The sequence below is a fragment of the Anaerococcus jeddahensis genome (assembly GCF_001182725.1).
Classification (GTDB): Bacteria; Bacillota; Clostridia; order Tissierellales; family Peptoniphilaceae; genus Anaerococcus; species Anaerococcus jeddahensis.
In genome coordinates, this window is record NZ_CWHU01000005.1 from 328340 (window position 1) to 345125 (window position 16786).

Annotated in this window: 15 protein-coding genes; 14 read left to right on the forward strand and 1 reads right to left on the reverse strand. The window is 28.1% G+C overall.

The window, feature by feature from the left end:
* The first annotated feature begins 43 nt into the window (after window positions 1–43).
* The 12 genes from mraZ to leuS all read left to right on the forward strand — a co-directional run bounded on the left by mraZ (window position 44) and on the right by leuS (window position 12731).
* Complete coding sequence (gene mraZ, locus BN2087_RS04650) at window positions 44–457, forward strand: division/cell wall cluster transcriptional repressor MraZ (protein ID WP_049690694.1); 414 nt, start codon at window positions 44–46, stop codon at window positions 455–457.
* Window position 458: 1 nt separating this feature from the next.
* The gene (gene rsmH, locus BN2087_RS04655) at window positions 459–1379 is read left to right on the forward strand and encodes a 16S rRNA (cytosine(1402)-N(4))-methyltransferase RsmH (protein ID WP_049690695.1); all 921 of its coding nucleotides are present in this window, start codon (window positions 459–461) and stop codon (window positions 1377–1379) included.
* A 1-nt stretch (window position 1380) separates the two neighbouring features.
* The gene (locus tag BN2087_RS04660) at window positions 1381–1779 is read left to right on the forward strand and encodes a hypothetical protein (protein WP_049690696.1); all 399 of its coding nucleotides are present in this window, start codon (window positions 1381–1383) and stop codon (window positions 1777–1779) included.
* 5 nt (window positions 1780–1784) lie between these two features.
* A complete protein-coding gene (mraY, locus tag BN2087_RS04665; RefSeq protein ID WP_049690697.1) occupies window positions 1785–2735 on the forward strand; it encodes a phospho-N-acetylmuramoyl-pentapeptide-transferase in 951 nt (316 codons plus the stop codon).
* Window positions 2732–4045: a UDP-N-acetylmuramoyl-L-alanine--D-glutamate ligase gene (gene murD, locus BN2087_RS04670; protein ID WP_049690698.1), complete on the forward strand. Its 1314-nt coding sequence runs from the start codon at window positions 2732–2734 to the stop codon at window positions 4043–4045. Before mraY ends, murD begins: the two co-directional genes overlap by 4 nt.
* Entirely contained in the window at window positions 4042–5136 is a 1095-nt protein-coding gene (gene murG / locus BN2087_RS04675) for an undecaprenyldiphospho-muramoylpentapeptide beta-N-acetylglucosaminyltransferase (RefSeq protein WP_049690699.1), read from the forward strand. Before murD ends, murG begins: the two co-directional genes overlap by 4 nt.
* Window positions 5129–5908, forward strand: a complete 780-nt coding sequence (locus BN2087_RS04680) for a cell division protein FtsQ/DivIB (RefSeq protein ID WP_049690700.1) — start codon at window positions 5129–5131, stop codon at window positions 5906–5908. The genes murG and BN2087_RS04680 overlap by 8 nt, the downstream gene beginning before the upstream one ends.
* Before the next feature lie 32 nt (window positions 5909–5940).
* On the forward strand, window positions 5941–7023 hold the full coding sequence (gene ftsZ / locus BN2087_RS04685; protein ID WP_049690701.1) for a cell division protein FtsZ: 1083 nt from the start codon (window positions 5941–5943) through the stop codon (window positions 7021–7023).
* Between the two features lies 1 nt (window position 7024).
* Window positions 7025–7480 (forward strand): transcriptional regulator NrdR, encoded by a 456-nt coding sequence (gene nrdR, locus BN2087_RS04690; protein WP_049690702.1) that lies wholly within the window; start codon window positions 7025–7027, stop codon window positions 7478–7480.
* A 132-nt stretch (window positions 7481–7612) separates the two neighbouring features.
* Entirely contained in the window at window positions 7613–8944 is a 1332-nt protein-coding gene (locus BN2087_RS04695; protein ID WP_049690703.1) for a replication-associated recombination protein A, read from the forward strand.
* Window positions 8925–10313 (forward strand): asparagine--tRNA ligase, encoded by a 1389-nt coding sequence (gene asnS, locus BN2087_RS04700; protein WP_049690704.1) that lies wholly within the window; start codon window positions 8925–8927, stop codon window positions 10311–10313. Before BN2087_RS04695 ends, asnS begins: the two co-directional genes overlap by 20 nt.
* Window positions 10314–10322: 9 nt before the next feature.
* Window positions 10323–12731, forward strand: a complete 2409-nt coding sequence (leuS, locus tag BN2087_RS04705) for a leucine--tRNA ligase (RefSeq protein ID WP_049690705.1) — start codon at window positions 10323–10325, stop codon at window positions 12729–12731.
* Between the two features lie 33 nt (window positions 12732–12764).
* Here the strand turns inward: leuS and BN2087_RS04710 are convergent, their stop codons facing one another.
* Window positions 12765–13511: a hypothetical protein gene (locus BN2087_RS04710; protein ID WP_049690706.1), complete on the reverse strand. Its 747-nt coding sequence runs from the start codon at window positions 13509–13511 to the stop codon at window positions 12765–12767.
* Window positions 13512–13565: 54 nt separating this feature from the next.
* Between BN2087_RS04710 and BN2087_RS04715 the strand changes: the two genes are divergently transcribed.
* The gene (locus BN2087_RS04715) at window positions 13566–15740 is read left to right on the forward strand and encodes a DNA internalization-related competence protein ComEC/Rec2 (RefSeq protein WP_049690707.1); all 2175 of its coding nucleotides are present in this window, start codon (window positions 13566–13568) and stop codon (window positions 15738–15740) included.
* Window positions 15737–16750, forward strand: a complete 1014-nt coding sequence (gene holA, locus BN2087_RS04720; RefSeq protein WP_049690708.1) for a DNA polymerase III subunit delta — start codon at window positions 15737–15739, stop codon at window positions 16748–16750. The genes BN2087_RS04715 and holA overlap by 4 nt, the downstream gene beginning before the upstream one ends.
* The last annotated feature ends 36 nt before the right edge of the window (window positions 16751–16786 follow it).

Sequence of the window (16786 nt, forward strand, 5' to 3'; positions counted from 1 at the left end):
ATAAAATATAGGTGAAGTGGAAATAAGTGGTAGAAGGTGGGTCATGTTTCTAGGAGAATTCATTCATAAATTAGATTCTAAAAATAGAATAATGATGCCAAGTGAATTTAGAGATGATCTTGGAAATGAATTTTATGTAACCAAGGGCCCAGAACGCTCATTAGTTTTATATACTATTGAAGAGTTTGAAAAACGTGCAAAAAAGTACGAAGAATTATCCTACCAAAATAAAAACAATAGGGCGATAAAAAGATTGTTTTTTTCTTCCACTATCAAGGCTTATTTGGATAAACAAGGGCGAGTTTTATTAAATAAGCAATTACGCGACTATGCTAATTTAAACAAAGAGGCTATTATAATCGGAAATAATTCAAACATTGAAATTTGGGATTTGGATAATTGGAATGATTATATTGGTGATGTTGAAGTGAACTTATCAGAAATTATGGATCAGTAATATGGAATTTTCTCACAAATCAGTTTTATTAAATGAAACAATAGAAAACTTAAATATAAAAGAAGATGGAATATATGCTGACCTAACTTTGGGTAAGGGAGGCCATTCTAAAGAAATTTTAAAAAAATTATCACCAAAGGGTCTTTTAATTGGCTTAGATCAAGATAAGGATGCTATCAAAGCAGCTAGAGAAAATTTGAAAGATTTTTCTAATGTCTTATATTTTAATGAGAATTTTGAAAATATTGAAAATGTCCTTGATGAAGCTGGTTTTAATAGGATAGATGGCGCTTTGATGGATATTGGCGTAAGTTCTTACCAAATTGACAATGGAGATAGAGGTTTTTCTTACATGAAAGACGGTCCTTTGGATATGAGGATGAACGAAGATAATGAGTTAACAGCAAAACAAATTGTCAATGATTACTCTTTGGATGAGCTTTGGGAAATTTTCTCCAAATATGGCGAGGAAAGATATTCGAAAACAATTGCTAAGGCAATAGTAGATTACAGAAAAATGCACGAAATTAATACAACTTTACAACTCCGAAATATTGTTATGAAATCTGTAAATACTAACGAAGCTCATCCTGAAAAAAGAGTATTCCAAGCTTTAAGAATTGAAGTTAATAGAGAACTTGAAGTTTTGGAAAATACTTTAGAAAAAATTGTAGATCATCTTAACAAAAATGGAAGATTATGTGTAATAACTTTTCATTCTTTGGAAGACAGGATCGTTAAAAATAAATTTAAAGAGATGAGTAAAAAATGTATTTGTCCACCTGATTTTCCTGTATGCGTTTGCAATCACGAAAAAAAGGTTAAAATAATTAGCAAAAAACCTATTTTACCAAAAAAAGAAGAACTTAAAGTAAATAGTAGGTCACATAGTGCTAAGCTTAGAGTTTGTGAGAGGGTTTGATATGGCAAGCGCTTTGAAAAAAAGAAAAGTTAATAAAAATTTAAATAAAAGAGTAAAGCTAAGTTTGCATAATCAAGCTTCTTATGATATAAAGTTTAGATGTAATAAACTTCAAAAAAAAGATAGGAAGTTTAAAGTTAGAGTCTTAGCTTTATTATTTTTATCTTTTATTTTTATGGCTTTTGTTACTATACATAATTATATAAAATTGAATAATAGAAGAAACGAGTATAATAAATTACAAAGTCAATATACATCTTATCAATTAACTAGAGATAGGTTAAATAAAGACCTTGAAGATTCTGTTAATTTGAAAGAAATTCAAAGATATGCAATGGAAAATCTAGGCATGATTTACGAAAATAAAGATAATGTTGTATATCTTAATATTGATAGGTAGGAGAAATGGAAAATACAATTTTAATTATTTTAATAAGTTTGGTATTAACTTTGATTTTGGGAAAACTTATTATTCCTATTTTAAGATCAAGTCATATCGGACAAAATATTAGACAAGAAGGACCAAAAAGTCATTACGGAAAAGCAGGTACACCAACCATGGGCGGTATTATATTTTTAATATCAGCACTTGTTTTGACATTGATATTTGTTCCTTTTTCTATGAAAACTTTTATATTACTATTATCAACATTTGGCTTTGGAGCAATTGGTTTTATAGATGATTTTAGAAAATTAGTTTTGAAAAGATCATTAGGCCTTACTGCAAAACAAAAAATAATACTTCAAGTTCTTATATCTTTTATAATTGCAGTTTTATGTTTTATTTACCAAAATGACACGATAACAAAATTATGGATTCCTTTTACAGATATAAGATTAAATGTTTCGATTTTAGGAATTCCAATAATGATGTTTATTATGATTGGAACATCAAATGCGGTAAATTTGACTGATGGACTTGATGGACTTTCTAGTCAAGTATCCGTACCAGTATTTTTGACTTTAATTATTTTAAGCCAAAATATTGAAGATAAACTATTCGCAAGTATTATGCTTGGAGGAGTTTTAGGATTTTTATTTTACAATTCAAACCCTGCAAGTGTATTTATGGGAGATACAGGTTCAATGGCAATTGGTGGAGCTGTAGTTGGACTTGCAATAAACATGGGAATGCCTATATTTTTAATTATTCTTGGAGGAGTTTATGTTGCTGAATCATTAAGTGTAATAATTCAAGTGGCATCATATAAATTTAGAAATAAAAAGAGAATATTTTTAATGACACCAATCCACCATCATTATGAATTGAAAGGATACAAAGAACCAAAAATAGTTACTGGTTTCACAATAGTATCAGTGATTTTATCTTTGATTACTTTACTCGCAGTATTATGAAAAAAGTTTTAGTTTACGGATTAGGAATTACAGGAATATCAACAGTAAAGACCTTGGACAAATTAGGTTTTAAAGTCTATACTTATGATAAAAATAAAATTAATGACGATAGATTAGAGGGCTATAATTATAGCCCTATTTCTGATGTAAAAATTGAAGACAAATATGATTTTGTAGTAAAATCACCTGGCATAAGACCAGATGATGAAATTATTAAAATTTTAGAAAAAAACAATGAGATAATTACAGATATTGAATTATCACAAAGACTTTTTTCTGATAAAAAAACTATAGCAATTACAGGTACAAATGGAAAAACTACAACTACTTCTCTTATAACTTATGTTTTAAATGAAAGTGGTAAAAATGCAATAAGTGTTGGAAATATTGGAGAAGGTATTCTTTGGCAAATGCAAAATAAAAAAGGAGTATTTGTTGAAGAAATTTCATCATTTCAACTTCATAACACCAAATATTTTAAGCCACACATAGGAGGAATTTTAAATATTACACCAGATCACATTGATTGGCATGGTTCATTTGAAAACTATATTGAAGATAAATTAAAGCTTGTCATAAATCAAGATGAAAATGACTATTTGATCCTTAATCATGATGATGAAATTTTAAGAAAAAATAAGGATAAGTTTAAAGGTAAAATTTATGAATTTTCTATAAAGGAAGAAGTTCAAAGAGGAATTTATTTAAAAAATGATAGTCTTTATTTAAAAGATGAAAAAGAAATATTTTTATTAAATAGAGAAGACTTAAATATTGTAGGAGATCACAATTTATTAAACGCATCTTGTGCAATTCTTTGCCTATATTTGTTTGGCCTTGATTTAGATGAAATTATCAAACACACAAAAACTTTTAAGGCAATTAGTCATAGGCTTGAATTTGTTAAAAAAATAAAAAATGTTTCGTTTTTTAATGATTCAAAGGCTACAAATGTAGATAGTGCCATAAAAGCTATAAATAGTTTTGATAAAAATATTATTTTAATAGCTGGTGGCTATGATAAAAAAATTGATTATTCTCCCTTATTTGAAAATTCTAAAGGAAAGATCAAAGCCATGATTTTATTGGGTCAAACTAAGGGGATTCTAGAAGATCTTTGTAAAAAATATAAAATAAATTATTATATAGTTAATAATATGAAAGAAGCAGTAGATAAATCTTTTGAAATTATGAAAGATTTTGATACGGTTTTATTATCACCAGCAAGTGCAAGCTGGGGCATGTATGATAATTATATGCAAAGAGGAGATGACTTTAAAAATAGAGTTTTAGAAAAGGAAAATATATGAAAGTTATAGTATCTGGTGGAGGAACTGGTGGACACATATATCCAGCCATAGCCATGTGCCAAAAATTAGAAGAAGAAATAGAAAATTTGGAAATTTTATATGTTGGCCTAAATGATGGTCCAGAAAAGAGAATAGTAAAAAAATATGGTTATAAATTTAAAGCCATAGATGCTATGGGCCTTCCAAGAAGAATTTCAAAGAGACTTTTCAAATCACTTTTTACTAATTTTAAAGGATTTAATGAAGCAAAAAAAATAATAAAAGAATTTAAACCAGATTTGGTAATAGGTACTGGAGGATATGTTTGTGCCCCAATTCTTTACCAAGCAAGTAAAAAACATATTAAAACTTTGATTCACGAATCAAATTCTTTTCCTGGTGTTACAACAAGGTTTTTATCAAACAAAGTTGATTTAGTTTGCATTTCATTTGAAGAGGCAAAAAAACATTTGAAAAACCAAAATAACGTATATGTAACAGGAAATCCAGTAAGAACAAGTTTTAATACTTCTTATAGTCAAAAAGATTTAGAAAATCTTGGCATAAAAAAAGATAGACCAGTTGTATTTTCTTTTGGTGGATCAAATGGATCAAAATTTTTGAATGAAGCAGTTAGTCAAATGAGTGAGCTTTTGGATGGAAAATTTTACCTACTTCATCAAACAGGACCCAAAAATTACGATGATTTTATAAAAAATACCAAAGAAAATAAATATATAAAGGCATTTTCTTATATTGATAATATAGATTTGTTTTATGCAGTAAGTGATCTTGTAATAGCATCATCAGGGGCGATGAGTTTAAGTGAAATTTCAAATCTAAAAAAAGCTTCAATTTTAATTCCAAAAGCCTACACAACTGAAAATCATCAAGAATACAATGCAAGATCATATCTTGAAAAAGGTGCGTGTTCTATGATTTTGGAAAAAGAATTAAATGGAAAAATCCTTTATGATAATATCCTAAGTATAGTAGAAGATAAAGAAAAATTAAAGGATATGGGAGAAAAAGCATCTCTTTTACAAAATCCAAATGCAAGTGATGATATTTTTAATCTTATAAAAAAACTAATGGGAATAGATAATGAGTAATAAAAATAGGAAAAGAAAAAAATTAAAAAGAAAAAATAAAGTTTTTACACCATTTTATATAATTTTTTTATTATTTATTGTCGCATCAATTTTAGTATTTAATTTATTTAACCACGATTATTATAAAATTTCTCAAGTTTACATAAAGGGAAATAAGATTTTAACAAAAGATAGAATTTTAAATAAGTTAAATAATCCTATGGGAACAAATATAATTTTATATGACAAAGAAGAAGGCATAGAAAATCTTAAAAAAGAAGATCTTATTAAAAGCGTTTCAATAGAAAAAGAATGGCCTGATAAAATAACTGTTAAAGTAAAAGAAGAATATCCATATATGATTGCTCGCTACAAAAAAGACAATTATCTACTTGCAAATACGGGAAAAGTATTGGATAAAACTTCAAAAGTTGAAAATGATTCTTTACTAAAAATAAAGGGTTTAAAAAGTAAACCACAAATAGGAAAAAAATTTAGCACTAATAAAAATATAATTAAATTTGTTGAATCAATACAAAAGCTAAAATATGCTAATGACATAAAAGAAATTGACTTGGAAAACTATCATGAAATTGGTATAATAATAAATGATATTCAGATTAATTTCGGAGATTTAAAAAATTATAATTATAAACTAAAGCTGCTTGATTCGATTTTGAAAGATTTAGAAAATAAGAAATTAAATGCTTATTCTATTAGTTTTGATAAAGGAAAGAATCCGGTAGTTGAAGTTGAAGAAAAAAGTCTTGACGAAAAAGATGAAAATAATTAAAAAATATTATTCTTAATGAAACGGGGGAGAAGATGGCAAATATTAATATGGAAGTAGAAAATAACGCCTTAGCCAAAATAAAAGTAATTGGAGTTGGTGGAGGTGGAAATAATGCTATAAGCAGAATGAGAGAGGGTGGCCTTTCTGGAGTAGAATTTATAGCACTAAACACAGACCTTCAAACTTTAAATGAAGCAAATGCTGACGTAAAATTACAAATTGGTGCAAAGCTTACAAGAGGACTTGGAGCTGGAGCTAATCCTGAAATTGGTGAAAAAGCTGCTGAAGAAAGTGAATCAGAAATTGATCAGTCACTTAAGGGAGCAGATATGGTATTTATCACTGCCGGAATGGGTGGTGGAACTGGTACTGGAGCAGCCCCTGTTGTAGCAAAAAAAGCAAAAGAACAAGGTATACTTACAGTAGGTGTTGTAACTCGTCCTTTTACATTTGAAGGAAGAAAAAGACAAACATCTGCAGAAGGTGGAATAGAAGCTTTAAAAGAAAGCGTTGATACATTAATTACAATTCCAAACGATAGACTTTTACAAATCGTAGAAAAAAGAACTTCAATGGTTGATGCTTTTAAAATGGCTGACCAAGTACTTATGGATGCTGTAAGTGGTATTTCTGAACTTATAGCTGTGCCAAATGTTATTAACCTTGACTTTGCCGATGTTAAATCAATTATGTCTGACCAAGGAATAGCTCACATGGGAATTGGCAGAGCAAGCGGTGAAAATAGAGCGGTAGATGCTGCAAAAGCTGCAGTAAATTCTCCACTTCTTGAAACATCAATCGAAGGAGCTAATGCTGTATTATTAAACGTAACAGCAGCAGAAGTTGGTCTAATGGAAGCTAACGAAGCAGCAGAATTAATAAGAGATCACATTGATTCAGATGCTAACATCATATTTGGTGTAGGTAGCGATGAATCCTTGGGAGAGGATATTAAAATTACAGTAATAGCTACTGGATTTGACCAAGATAATCAAAGAAGAGAAGTAATAGAAACTAGAAGACCTTCACAAAGTGCAAGTCAAAGACCAGCACAAAGAAGTCAAAAATCTTCAAATCCATTTGATGATATAGATCTTCCAGACTTCTTAAAATAAAATGAAGTGTCCATATTGCGACTCAAATGATACAAAAGTTATAGATTCTAGAGCAACTGAAGATAATCACGCCATTAGAAGAAGAAGGCTTTGCCAAACTTGTAATAAAAGATTTTCAACATACGAAAGATATGAAGATCAAATTTTGATGGTTGTAAAAAAAGACAACACCAGAGAATCTTTTGATAGGTCAAAACTTATTAGTGGTATTGTAAAATCCTGCGAGAAAAGGCCGGTAAGTATGGAAGAAATTGAAAAAATTGCTGATCAAGTTGAAGTTTCTATAAATCATATAGGTAAAAAGGAAGTATCGTCCACTACCATTGGAAAATTTGTCATGGAACATCTAAAAAAAATAGATCCTGTAGCCTATGTAAGATTTGCATCAGTTTATAGGGAATTTAAAGATGTTGAAAGTTTCTATAAAGAAATTAAAAATTTAAAAGATAAAAATTAGGAATTTAGGGCTTTTGCGTAAAATTGATAAAATCAAAATTTGAAAATTAAAACTTTAATATTATATTAAATCTTTAAATTTTCTTTTGATTTTATCATTAGCATTAGTCCTTTTTTTGAAAGATTGGATATAATGGATTTATTTGAATTAAATAAACAAATACAATTAGAAAAATCTGCTCCCTTGGCAGACAGGATGCGACCTGAAAAAATTGAAGATTTTTTGGGTCAAGACCATTTGTTGGGAGAAGGTAAAATTATAAGAAGAATGATAAAATCTGATAGGATTTATTCTTCTATTTTTTATGGACCTCCAGGGGTAGGGAAAACTACTCTTGCGAAAATTATTTCAAATTCTACCAATATGGCCTTTGAAAAAGTTTCAGCAGTTGCAAGTGGTATTAATGATTTAAAGAAAAAAATAGAAATTGCTAAAGATAATTTAAAATTTGAAAATAAAAAAACAATTTTATTTATAGACGAGATTCATAGGTTTAACAAATCTCAACAAGATTATCTTCTTCCTTTTGTAGAAGATTCTACAATTATTTTAATTGGAGCAACAACCGAAAATCCATATTTTGAAGTAAATAAGGCTCTTATATCAAGAATGTATGTTTTTGAATTAAAATCTCATGCTGATAAAGATTTGTATAAGTTAATTGATATGGCTCTTACTAAAGATAGGGTTTTGCAAAATAAAAATATAAAAATTGATAAGGATGCAAAAGATACTCTTGTTAAATATTCAAATGGAGATTGTAGGGCCTTATTAAATGCAATGGAAATTGCTATATTTTCACAAGATGATAAAGAAGGTATAATAGAAGTTGATCGTCAAAGTATCTTAAATTCTATTCAAAAAAAGATTTCAATTTATGATAGAAATGGAGACAGACACTATGACACTATATCTGCCTTTATAAAATCTATGAGAGGTTCAGATCCTGATGCAGCAGTTTATTATTTGGCAAAAATGTTAAATAGCGGCGAAGATATTAAATTTATTGCAAGAAGGATGATTATTTTTGCATCAGAAGATATTTCTCTTGCTGATCCCTATGCATTAAGCCTTGCTACAAATACTTTTACCGCAATAAATACTGTTGGCATGCCAGAAGCTAGAATTATTTTGGCTGAGACTTGTATTTATTTGTCTTTGGCAAAGAAAAATAATTCCACTTATATGGCCATAAATAAGGCCATGGATTTTGTAAAAAATGAAAAAGATCTTGAAGTGCCAAATAAACTTAAAGATACTCACTACAAGGCAAGTGAAAATCTTGTAAAGAATACTTATTTGTATCCACATGATTATAAGGGTTATGTTAAACAAGATTATCTTCCAGATGGATTTTTAAATGAAAAATTTTACAAGTCAAAAGATATAGGTTATGAAAAAATACTTAATGAAAATTTAGAAAAAATTAAGAGAGGAAATAAGGATGAAATTATCAGAGATTAAAAAAGATGTTGAAAAATACATCGACCAAGAAATTACAGTCGAAGGCTGGATTAGACAAGCAAGATTTACAAAAAATGTAGGTTTTATTGAACTAAACGATGGAACAATTTTTAAAAATTTACAAGTTGTTGTTGGAAAAGAATTAGAAAATTTTGAAGATTTGCAAAAAGAACATCTTTCAGCATCATTAAAAATAAATGGAATTCTTGTAAAAACCAATAATGCAAAACAAGCTTATGAACTTCAAGCAAAATCTGTAGAAGTGTTAGGTCACAGCGATGAGAAATTCCCTATTCAAAAACAAAAACAATCTCTTGAGTATATGAGAACTATTCCTCATCTTAGAGTTAGAACTAATACTTACAGGGCAGTTTTTAGATTAAGATCAAAACTTGCTTTTGCTCTTCATAAATTTTTCCAAGAAAAAGGCTTTATTTATTTAAATGCTCCACTAATTACTGCATCTGATACAGAAGGTGCTGGAGAAATGTTCCAAGTAACAACACAAAATTTGGATAAGCCAGATCTTGATGAAAATGGAAAAGTTGATTATTCTAAAGATTTCTTTGGCAAAAAATCTTATTTAACTGTTTCAGGCCAACTTGAAGCTGAAGATTATGCTCTTGCTCTATCAAATATTTATACTTTTGGTCCAACTTTTAGGGCAGAAGAATCAAATACACCAAGACACGCTGCAGAATTTTGGATGCTTGAACCTGAAATTGCTTTCGCAGATTATAATGTTTGTATGGATGTAGCAGAAGAGATGATGAGATACATGATAGACTATGTACTTGAAAATTGTAAGGATGAAATGGAATTTTTCAATGAAAGAATTGATGATACTTTAATTGAAAGACTTACAAAAATTAAGGATGCAAAATTTGCAAGAATTACTTATACAGAAGCTATAGAAAAATTACTTAAAGCTGATGTTGATTTTGAATACCCTGTAAAATGGGGAATGGATCTTCAAACTGAACATGAAAGATATTTGTCAGAAAAAATCGTTGATGGTCCAGTTTTTGTAACAGATTATCCAAAAGATATTAAGGCATTTTATATGAGAAGAAATGAAGATGGAAAAACTGTAGCAGCTTTTGATATGTTGGTTCCTGCTGTTGGTGAATTAATTGGTGGAAGCCAAAGGGAAGAAAGATACGACGAACTTGTAAAATCTATGGAAGATAATGGTCTAAAGATTGAAGATTATCATAATTATTTAGATTTAAGAAGATACGGAACAGTTGTTCACTCAGGCTATGGTCTTGGATTTGAAAGAGCAGTAATGTATTTAACTGGAATGAAAAATATCCGTGACGTAATCCCTTATCCAAGGACAGTAAAATCTTTCGCATCAAAAAACTAAGGAGAATTTATGAGAGAATATAATCCAAATGCCATTGAAAAAAAATGGCAAGAAAAATGGGATGAAAATGAAACATTTAAATCAGTGCTTGATAAAAATAAGAAAAAATTCTACCCACTTGTAGAATTTCCTTATCCATCAGGTCAAGGACTTCACGTTGGTCACCCTAGACCATATACAGCTTTAGATATTGTTGCGAGAAAAAGAAGGCTTGAAGGTGAAAATGTAATTTATCCAATGGGCTGGGATGCTTTTGGACTTCCTACAGAAAATTATGCTATAAAAAATCACATACATCCTGCAATTGTAACTAGGGATAATATTAAAAATTTCAAGGCTCAAATGAAATCAATAGGATTTTCATTTGATTGGTCAAAAGAAGTAAATACAACTGATCCAAATTATTACAAGTGGACTCAATGGATTTTCATCCAACTATATAAAAATGGACTTGCTTATAAAAAAGAAATGCCAGTAAACTGGTGCCCATCTTGTAAGGTTGGTCTTGCAAATGAAGAAGTTGTTGATGGAAAATGTGAAAGATGTGGATCTGAAGTTACTCACAAAGTTAAAAATCAATGGATGCTAAAAATCACAGAATATGCTGATAGACTTATTGATGATTTGGATGAAGTTGATTATGAAGAAAAAATAAAAACTCAACAAAAAAATTGGATTGGTAGAAGTCACGGTGCAGAAATAAACTTTTCATTAAAAGACAAAGATTATAAATTAAATGTCTACACAACAAGACCTGACACAATTTTTGGGGCAACTTATATGGTAATTGCACCAGAACATCCAATGCTTGAAGAATTTAAAGATGAAATTAAAAATTTGGATGATGTAAAAGAGTATCAAGATTTTGCAAAGAAAAAATCTGATTTTGAAAGAAGTGAGCTTACTAAAGAAAAAACTGGTGTAATGCTTGATGGAATTTCTGCAATAAATCCTGTAAATGGAAAAGAAATTCCGATTTGGATTTCAGATTATGTTTTAATTTCCTATGGAACTGGGGCTATAATGGCAGTTCCTGCCCATGATGAAAGAGATTTTGAATTTGCACAAAAATTTGAGATGCCAATTATTCCTGTAATTGATACAGGTGATGAAGACTTGCCAACAACTTCAATTGACAAGGGACTTTTAATAAATTCAGATTTTCTAAATGGGCTTACTGTTGAAGATGCTAAAAAGAAAATGATTGAATTTGTTGAAGAAAAAAATTTAGGATCTGCTAAGGTAAATTATAAATTAAGAGATTGGGTATTTTCTAGACAAAGATATTGGGGAGAGCCAATCCCTATGATTTATTGCAAGGAACATGGATGGGTTGCTGAAAAAGAAGAAAATCTTCCAATAAAATTACCAGATGTAAAGTCTTATGAAGTAACAGATGATGGTGAAAGTCCACTTTCAAAAATTGATGAATTTGTAAATACTACTTGTCCAATTTGTGGAAAGCCTGCAAAAAGAGAAACTGACACCATGCCACAATGGGCTGGATCTTCTTGGTATTATTTAAGATATACAGATCCAAATAATAATGAAGATCTTGCAATCAAGGAAAATTTAGATTATTACACACCAGTTGATTGGTACAATGGTGGAATGGAACATACAACTCTTCACTTGTTGTATTCAAGATTTTGGCACAAATTTTTATATGATATAGGAAAAGTTCCAACAAAAGAACCATATCAAAAAAGAACTTCTCACGGAATGATTTTGGGAGAAGACCATCAAAAAATGTCAAAATCAAGAGGAAATGTTGTAAACCCTGACGATATTGTAAGAGATTATGGGGCAGATACTCTAAGATGCTATGAAATGTTTATTGGAGATTTCAGATCAACAGCTCCATGGTCAGACGAAGGTGTTAAAGGTTGTAGAAAATATTTGGAAAGAGTATTTAATCTTTATGATTTGGTTGAAGATGGAGATTCTTATACAAAAAAAATCGAAATTTTAATAAACCAAACAATTAAAAAAGTAAGTGATGATTATGAATCTTTAAAATATAATACAGCTATAGCAGCTTTAATGACTTTATTAAATGAGATGAGAAATATTGGAAAAATCACCAAAAAAGATTTCAAAACTTATTTGATTTTATTAAATCCTGTTGCACCTCACTTAACTGAAGAATTGTGGGAAGAAATTGGTTTTGAAGGCGAATTAAATGGGACAAGCTGGCCAAAATATGATGAAAGTAAACTTGAATATGATTCAATCGAACTTCCTGTTCAAGTAAACGGAAAAGTTAGGGCTACAATAAAAATTTCAAAAGATGCTAATCAAGAAGATGCAGTAACAAATGCAGAAAATGATCAAAATATACAAAAATATATAGATGGTAAAAATGTATTTAAGGTAATATATGTACCAGGAAAAATATTGAATTTACTTGTAAAATAAAAAGAAGGCTCTTGCAAATTGTTGCAAGGGCCTTTAAATGTTCTTAGATTTTTGAATTACGGAAATTATTTTTCTAATTTTTTCTGAAGAAGATATTTCTTCAAAACAAATTTCTTTAATATTTTCAATAATTTCTATATTATTTTTTGTGAAATTTTTATAGTCATTACCTGTAATGAAATCAATAAAGAGATTTTTTTCGATTTTTTCAATGGATAAGATAAAAATTCCTTCTAGATCTTTTGTATTATTCAAATAAACTCCGGAATTTTGAAATTTATCGAAACCATTTATCCAAACAAAATCCATATCCTTATTTATTTTTAAACCCAAATCAATAATTTTATTAAAAAGTTTTAAAAAATCATCAGATTTAAAATCTTCATAAAAATATGCAACTTTTATCTGGCCATGAGTTTTTTTGATTTTTAAACTTACTTGGTCTGTATTATAAAATCTTTTAAAAAGTGACTTAAAAATATAAAAAGCTGTGTTATAGCTTAGATTTTTTTCTCTTTTTTCCTTATCTATGTAAAGCTTTACTGAAGATTTTTGGGGTTTATTTTTTATTGTGTGAACCAAATTTCCGTTTATAAATTCAAGATCCAAAAGTTCATTTTCAGAAATTTTTGGTTTTTCATCCAATAAATAGGAAGATTTTGGCATAAAAATACTCCTATCCAAAATAATTTTTGTATTATCATCTTCATACTTTCTTTTTACAATCTTGGCACTTATTTGATTTATTTGTGGATGACTAATATATAACAAATCCTTCATAAAATTACCTCTAAATCATTATATCATATGTTATAATCATATTGGGAGTATCTTATGAGAAAAAATCTATTTTTTTTACTTATTTCATTAATTTCAGGAATTGGAATTTTTACTTATTTTGAGGCTTATAATTTTTTGTTTGTGATTATAGGCTTATTTGTATGTGGAATTTTTTCTTTTTATAAAAAATCTTCCCTTTCTTTTATATTTTTTGGTTTCTCCTTAGGTATTTTTTTGGCCTCTTTTTCTTTTTCTTCTTATAAATTAGATAAATATGAAAATTTGGATTTAAATTTACTTGTTGTTGATAAAATAAAAAATCAAGATTCTTATACATATTATGTTTTGGTTAAAAATGAAAATATAAGTGAAAAGTCCTCTTTTGTTTCTGATAAAAATTTTCAAATTGGGGATAGGATAAGGGCAAATTGTGATATTTCTTGGCCTAATTCTAACACAAATCCCTATTTATTTTCTTATAGAAAATACTTACTTTCTAGAAAAATTAAAACTAAACTTGATATAAAATCATATGAAAAACTGGGTCAATCTTCATCCTTTTTCTTAAAAATTAAAAGAAATTTTAGGGCCTATATTGATAAAGTTTTTGGGAAAAATTTGTCAAAAGAATCTTTCTTGTTTGTAAAGTCTGTAATTCTTTCGGAAAAATATGATAAAAAAGAGGATTTATCAAAATTGGGTATTGCTCATATTTTGGCGATTTCTGGTCTTCACATAGATCTTCTTATGAGCTTTATTTTATTTTTGTTAATTAAATCTAATTTTTCATATAAAATTGCCTATCCTATATCTCTTGGACTTTGCCTTTTTTATGGGTATTTAATATCTTTTCCCTTCTCGGTTTTAAGGGTTTTAATAATTTATAGCCTTTCTTTTTTGGCGTTTTTATTTAAAAAAGGAAAAGACATGGAGAAAAATTTGATTTTAGCTATGCTAATTATTTTATTTATAAATCCCTTTGCAATTTTTAATAGCGGATTTTTCTTATCTTTTTTGGCAGGATTTGCAATTTATGTAATTTATCCAAAACTTATTAGAGGAAAAAAGTATTCTTATCTGAAAAAATATATGATTTTCCTTGGAACTTTACAAGTAGTTCTGGCCTTTCATATAATTTATTATTATGGCTATATAAATTTGCTAAGCTTTTTTGCAAATTTTATCATAGTTCCAGTTTTTACTCTAAGTCTTTACATAATTTTTGGCCTTATTTTTTTATATCCAATTTTAGGAGGATTTTTGTCCATATTTTTTATGGTTTTGGACTTTTTAATAAAGTCAATTTTGGATGTAGGAATATTTTTGAATGCTTTTAAAATTTTTTTAATTGATTTTCCAAAAGAGTCAATTTTAATAAGTTTTTATTATTTAATTCTTATATTTCTTATAGTAAAATTTAAAAACAAAAAGTTAAGGGCGAAAAATTTCTTGACCTTATCAATTTTTATTGTGACTTTTTCAATAATTAGGGATGGTAATAAGCCGACTTCGTTTCAAATGCTTGATATTGGTCAGGGAGATTTTTTTGTTTTGGAAGATGGGGGAGATTTTTATTTATTTGATTGTGGGGAGGTTTCTTACAAAAATTATTCATCAACTGAAAAAATAGCTCTACCTTTTTTAAAATCAAAGGGAGTTAAAAAAATAAAGGCGGTTTTTATTTCTCATGAAGACCGCGACCATATGGGAGCTTTGGATAAATTAAGTAGGGAATTTGACCTTGGAGTAATAATTTCAAATAAGTATAATAAAAACTTAGGAAAAAATTATAAATTTTTGGAAATGAAAGAGGGAAATCTTTATAGGGGTAAAAATTTTACAGCCCAATGTTTGGAAAATTTCTCAGGTGATGAAAATTCAAATTCTATGCCTCTTTTAATTAAAATAAATGGATTTAAAATTTTAACTATGGGGGATTTGCCAAAGGAAATGGAAGAAAAAATTGCAAGAGATATCGATATATTAAAAGTTTCCCACCATGGATCTAAAAATTCAACTTCAAAAAAATTTGTAGAGCTTACAAGTCCAAAAATTGCCCTAATTTCTGCAGGAAGGAAAAATACTTATGGCCATCCTTCAAAAGAAGTTTTAAAAAATTTGAAAAATATAAAGATTTACAACACTCAGACTGATGGATTTTGCCAAATTGATTTTTACAAAAATTCATTCAAAATAAAAAAATATGTGAAAGGAGGATTTTTCAGATGAATTACAAGGAATTTATGACTGAGCTTTTTAATAAAAAAAGTAAGGGAATTTATCTGATTGATTCCAAAGAAGAATATTTAAAAGAAACAATAATAGACCAAGCCAAGGATTTGATATCCTTTCCCGACTTTAATTATATTGAAATTAAGGGAAAAAAGAGCCTTGAGGACATAAAAACTGCCATGGATACCTATCCTATAATGGAGGAAAAAAAAGTTCTTATTTGGAGAAATATTGACCTTTCAAAAAATAATATCAAAGATTATGAAGATCTTTGTAATCTTATTATAAAAGATATGGAAAATATAGGAGATTTTTTAATTTTTATAATAATTCCTGAAGAAAGTGTATTTAAGGGAAAATTTTATAAGGCCATTAAAAAATATGGTGAGATTGTTGAAATTGATAGGTTAAATAATAATGAATTAGTTTCTTTTATTGGAAAAAGATTTGTAAAAAGTGGGAAAAAAATAAAAAAATCTTATATAAATGAAATAATTGATAGGTTTTCATATTTAAATAAAAATTCTCAAATTGATCTTTATGAGGTAATTAACACTGTTGATAAAATTATTGCAAATTCTGATAAAAGTGAGGTTTTACTTGTTGATGTTCACGACCAATTAGACCAGGTTTTGGATTTAAATATTTTTAATCTAACAGATTCATTATCAAAAAGGGATACCAAATCTGCTATGAATACATATTTATTTATGGCAAGGGATATGGATGAAATATTTAAAATTTTTTATATGCTAGTTAGGCATATTAGAAATTTAATTGGAATAAAAATTTTATTGAAAGATTCTTACAATGATTCGTTCATACAAAAATCTCTAGGTATTTCAAGTTTTGAGCTTAGGAAAGACAAGGGTTTTATTGGGAATTTTTCTTTGGAAGAATTATTTGACCTCCAAGATTTTCTTTATTCTTGTGATTTGAAACAAAAAAGTGAAGATTTTGACATGAATTTACATATGCTTATCTTTATTGAAAAATTTTCTAAATAAAAAAAATCGACTCATTCTAATCTTGGCGACTTTTCT

What these genes read in the sequence shown, in the direction of transcription:
- murD (WP_049690698.1), top strand. Translation starts at nt 2,732, where the DNA reads ATGAAAAAAGTTTTAGTTTACGGATTAGGAATTACAGGAATATCAACA.
- asnS (WP_049690704.1), top strand. Translation starts at nt 8,925, where the DNA reads ATGAAATTATCAGAGATTAAAAAAGATGTTGAAAAATACATCGACCAA.
- holA (WP_049690708.1), top strand. Translation starts at nt 15,737, where the DNA reads ATGAATTACAAGGAATTTATGACTGAGCTTTTTAATAAAAAAAGTAAG.
- rsmH (WP_049690695.1), top strand. Translation starts at nt 459, where the DNA reads ATGGAATTTTCTCACAAATCAGTTTTATTAAATGAAACAATAGAAAAC.
- murG (WP_049690699.1), top strand. Translation starts at nt 4,042, where the DNA reads ATGAAAGTTATAGTATCTGGTGGAGGAACTGGTGGACACATATATCCA.
- BN2087_RS04660 (WP_049690696.1), top strand. Translation starts at nt 1,381, where the DNA reads ATGGCAAGCGCTTTGAAAAAAAGAAAAGTTAATAAAAATTTAAATAAA.
- mraY (WP_049690697.1), top strand. Translation starts at nt 1,785, where the DNA reads ATGGAAAATACAATTTTAATTATTTTAATAAGTTTGGTATTAACTTTG.
- BN2087_RS04695 (WP_049690703.1), top strand. Translation starts at nt 7,613, where the DNA reads ATGGATTTATTTGAATTAAATAAACAAATACAATTAGAAAAATCTGCT.
- BN2087_RS04715 (WP_049690707.1), top strand. Translation starts at nt 13,566, where the DNA reads ATGAGAAAAAATCTATTTTTTTTACTTATTTCATTAATTTCAGGAATT.
- BN2087_RS04710 (WP_049690706.1), bottom strand. Translation starts at nt 13,511, where the DNA reads ATGAAGGATTTGTTATATATTAGTCATCCACAAATAAATCAAATAAGT.
- nrdR (WP_049690702.1), top strand. Translation starts at nt 7,025, where the DNA reads ATGAAGTGTCCATATTGCGACTCAAATGATACAAAAGTTATAGATTCT.
- leuS (WP_049690705.1), top strand. Translation starts at nt 10,323, where the DNA reads ATGAGAGAATATAATCCAAATGCCATTGAAAAAAAATGGCAAGAAAAA.
- BN2087_RS04680 (WP_049690700.1), top strand. Translation starts at nt 5,129, where the DNA reads ATGAGTAATAAAAATAGGAAAAGAAAAAAATTAAAAAGAAAAAATAAA.
- ftsZ (WP_049690701.1), top strand. Translation starts at nt 5,941, where the DNA reads ATGGCAAATATTAATATGGAAGTAGAAAATAACGCCTTAGCCAAAATA.
- mraZ (WP_049690694.1), top strand. Translation starts at nt 44, where the DNA reads ATGTTTCTAGGAGAATTCATTCATAAATTAGATTCTAAAAATAGAATA.